This window comes from Mesorhizobium sp. M0119, assembly GCF_040322615.1.
In the GTDB taxonomy this organism is placed as follows: Bacteria; Pseudomonadota; Alphaproteobacteria; order Rhizobiales; family Rhizobiaceae; genus Mesorhizobium.
The window spans coordinates 1-2,929 of sequence record NZ_JAMYTU010000092.1 but is presented as its reverse complement, the minus strand read 5'-3'; the positions used below and the strand labels follow the sequence as shown (position 1 = coordinate 2,929).

The 2,929-nt window shown below is 61.1% G+C and carries 2 protein-coding genes and 1 pseudogene; all 3 read left to right on the top strand.

Features of this window, described 5'->3' with window-relative positions; translation table 11 throughout:
* Nucleotides 1–192, top strand: a pseudogene (locus tag NKJ40_RS31625) (ABC transporter substrate-binding protein); the annotation flags it as partial.
* Between the two features lie 30 nt (nucleotides 193–222).
* Nucleotides 223–1,242, top strand: coding sequence for an ABC transporter substrate-binding protein (locus NKJ40_RS31620; protein ID WP_352469364.1), 1,020 nt, complete (start codon nucleotides 223–225; stop codon nucleotides 1,240–1,242).
* A 33-nt stretch (nucleotides 1,243–1,275) separates the two neighbouring features.
* On the top strand, nucleotides 1,276–2,625 hold the full coding sequence (locus NKJ40_RS31615) for a vanadium-dependent haloperoxidase (RefSeq protein ID WP_352469363.1): 1,350 nt from the start codon (nucleotides 1,276–1,278) through the stop codon (nucleotides 2,623–2,625).
* Nucleotides 2,626–2,929: the final 304 nt, after the last annotated feature.

Sequence of the window (2,929 nt, the reverse complement as noted above, 5' to 3'; positions counted from 1 at the left end):
GATTACGCGCAGCAAACGCTAAGGGATATCCGGTACGACCGCTGGCGAGACTTCGATCCCGAAGACTCCCTGCGGTTCTACACACTGCGCATGCAGGAGACGGGCATGATCAAGTCCGGCCCGCAGGAAATCCTGGCCAGCGGAACGGACTGGCGCTTCCTCAATGAACTGAAACGCGAGATGAAGACGTGATCCCGTTTGTCGTGATGGGGAGACTTGAACATGCAAATCATCCAGAGTCGCCGCAGCTTCATAGCCGGCCTGGCAGCCGGCACCGCTGGACTTGTCGCAGCGCCGAGACTGGCGCTCGCTGAGCCGCCGCCGGAGACGACCAGCGTCCGGCTTGGGCGTTGGATCGGCGGCGCCTATTGCTGGGAGTCGCTCTACCTCGCGGGCGAGCTGCTCCGCGCCGACGGCATGACCGACGTCCAGTACGTGCAGGGTGATCAGAAGTACTTCGACAGCAGCCAATGGATCGCAGCGGGTGAGACGGATTTCGACTTCAACATGCCGACGATGCACATCCGCGACGTCGAGGCTGGAGTGCCACTCAAGATCCTCGCCGGCGTGCATTCCGGCTGCTGGGAGTTGCGCGCCAACGATCGCATCAACAGCATTGCCGACCTCAAGGGTAAGCGGATGGGCGTCTGGGCGATGAACGACCACCCGCAGGTGTTCCTCCAGCTGCTGATCAACTATGTCGGGCTCGATCCCAACCGCGATGTCGAGTGGGTGGTGGGCGTGCAGAAGAACGGCTCGCTCATGCAGAACTTCATCGACGGCAAGGTCGATGCGTTCTTGGTGGACACCAGCCAATACTCCGAGGTTCGTGCCAAGAACATCGGCCACACGGTCTTCGCGAACCTGGTTGACCGACCCTGGTCGCAGTATTTCTGCTGCATGGTCGCCGGCCGGAGCGAGTATGTGGACAAATATCCGGTCGCCACCAAGCGCGTGCTCCGGGCCATTCTCCGCTCGGCCGAATTCTGCGCGTCCAACCCGACAGCGGCCGCCCGCGCTGTGGTCGATCAGGGCTTCCTGCCGAACTACGAGGTTGCGTTGACGACCTTGCAGAACACCGGGCAAGACAAGTGGAGGGAATACGACGCGGAAGACTCCGTGCGCTTCTACGCGCTGCGCATGCAGGAAACGGGCATGATCAAGTCGAGCCCGCAGGAGATCATCGCCAAAGGGACGGATTTCCGCTTCTCCGACGAAATCAAACGTGAGTTGAAGACGTGAGCGGGTGGCCGGCACGCTTTGTGGAGGCCCAACATGCTTAGCTTTGCCAAGGCCTGCGTGGTGATCCTTTTGTCAGGGAACTGCGCTTTCGCTCAATCCGATCCGATAGAGCCAAAGGCTGGATCCTGGAAGACGTGGGTGATCACGTCTGGCAAGGATTTCCGAGTCCCGCCCCCGCCGGATACTTCCGCAACCGAGCTGGAGCAGCTCCACAATCTTGTCGCAAAGAACGACGCGCAGGTCGCCGCCAAGATCACGTTCTGGGACGCCGGCTCGCCCGGCTATCGATGGATCGACCTAGTCAACAATCGTGTTCTCAAAGGCCGGCCGATCTCCAATGCGCACCGCATCTATACCTATTTGACGATGGCGATGTACGACGCCACCATCGCGGCGTGGGAGTCGAAGTACTTCTACAATCGCCCCCGCCCGAGCGAGGCAGACGCGACACTGCCGACTGCGCTGCCTACGCCTCGGAGTCCCTCCTATCCATCTGAACACGCGGCAACCGCCGGAGCCGCCGCGACGGTTCTTTCCTATTTCTTTCCGGACGAGGCGTCGTCGTTCCAGGCGATGGCCGAAGAAGCAGCGCAGTCGCGCGTCCTTGCCGGTGTCCAGTTCCCGAGCGACTCTTCCGCCGGCCTGGAGTTGGGGCGACGGGTGGCAGAGCAGGTGATTGCGCGAGCAAAAGCCGATGGCTCCGACGCAGTCTGGACCGGCACGGTCCCGACCGGGCCGTGCATGTGGGTCGGGGACAAACCCGGCAACGCGACCATGCCCGACTGGAAGCCGATCCTGCTGGCCGCACACGATGAATTCAGGCCGCCGGCTCCGCCCGACTGTCAGTCGGCGACCGTAAGGGCCGAGGCGGATGCAGTTCGGCAGTTTGAGCGAAAATTTCCCAACAACTACAAAGCCTTCTACTGGCAGAGTCCAGCCGGCCTGTTTACGAGCTGGTATGACTACGCCAGCAGGTGGATGTTCGAGGACAAGACGGATTCGAACCCCCCGCGGGCTGCGCGCGCGTACGCGATGCTCGCAACGGTCCATTACGACGCGTTCATTGCAAGCAACGACGGGAAGTTCGCGTATTGGTACCTTCGGCCCAACCAGCTTGACCCGACCATCACTCCCCTGTTCGCGGTGCCGCCCTTTCCGAGTTATCCGTCAAATCACTCCACTCTCTCAACGGCGCGTTGCGAGATCCTTGCGTACTTGTTCCCCAGCCATGCGGAGTTCATCCGCGCGGTCGGCAAAGAGGCGGGCGATTCGCGTATTTGGGCGGGTATCCACTACGAAATGGACAACCGTGCAGGTGTCGCACTCGGCAAGGCAGTCGCGGAGAAATTCATCGAGCGGGCAAAAAGCGACGGAGCAGATTAGCAAGCCGCTGTGAAAAAGAAGTGATGCGGGCCGCCCGGTAAGGCCCGCGCGCTTCATTACGCCGAACCCGAAAGTGGCACCTAATTCGGACAGCGAACGTCAGCTTCAGGCGGTCAAAAGCCGACAATGGCTGGCGGGCCGCTCGTGCTAACATTGTGGTTAATTAAACGGCGCGCGATTATCGAGGCCCGGAAAGGCCGTTAAGGGCCGATATCGTTGAAAAAGTCGGCCGCGTCTCGGCCACGACATCGACTGATGTTAGGTCGTGAGCAGACGTCTTCCGCCTCATGCCGGTTTCGGCATC

Excerpts from the sequence above, each read along its gene's own strand:
- NKJ40_RS31620 (WP_352469364.1), top strand. The coding sequence starts at position 223 with ATGCAAATCATCCAGAGTCGCCGCAGCTTCATAGCCGGCCTGGCAGCC.
- NKJ40_RS31615 (WP_352469363.1), top strand. The coding sequence starts at position 1,276 with ATGCTTAGCTTTGCCAAGGCCTGCGTGGTGATCCTTTTGTCAGGGAAC.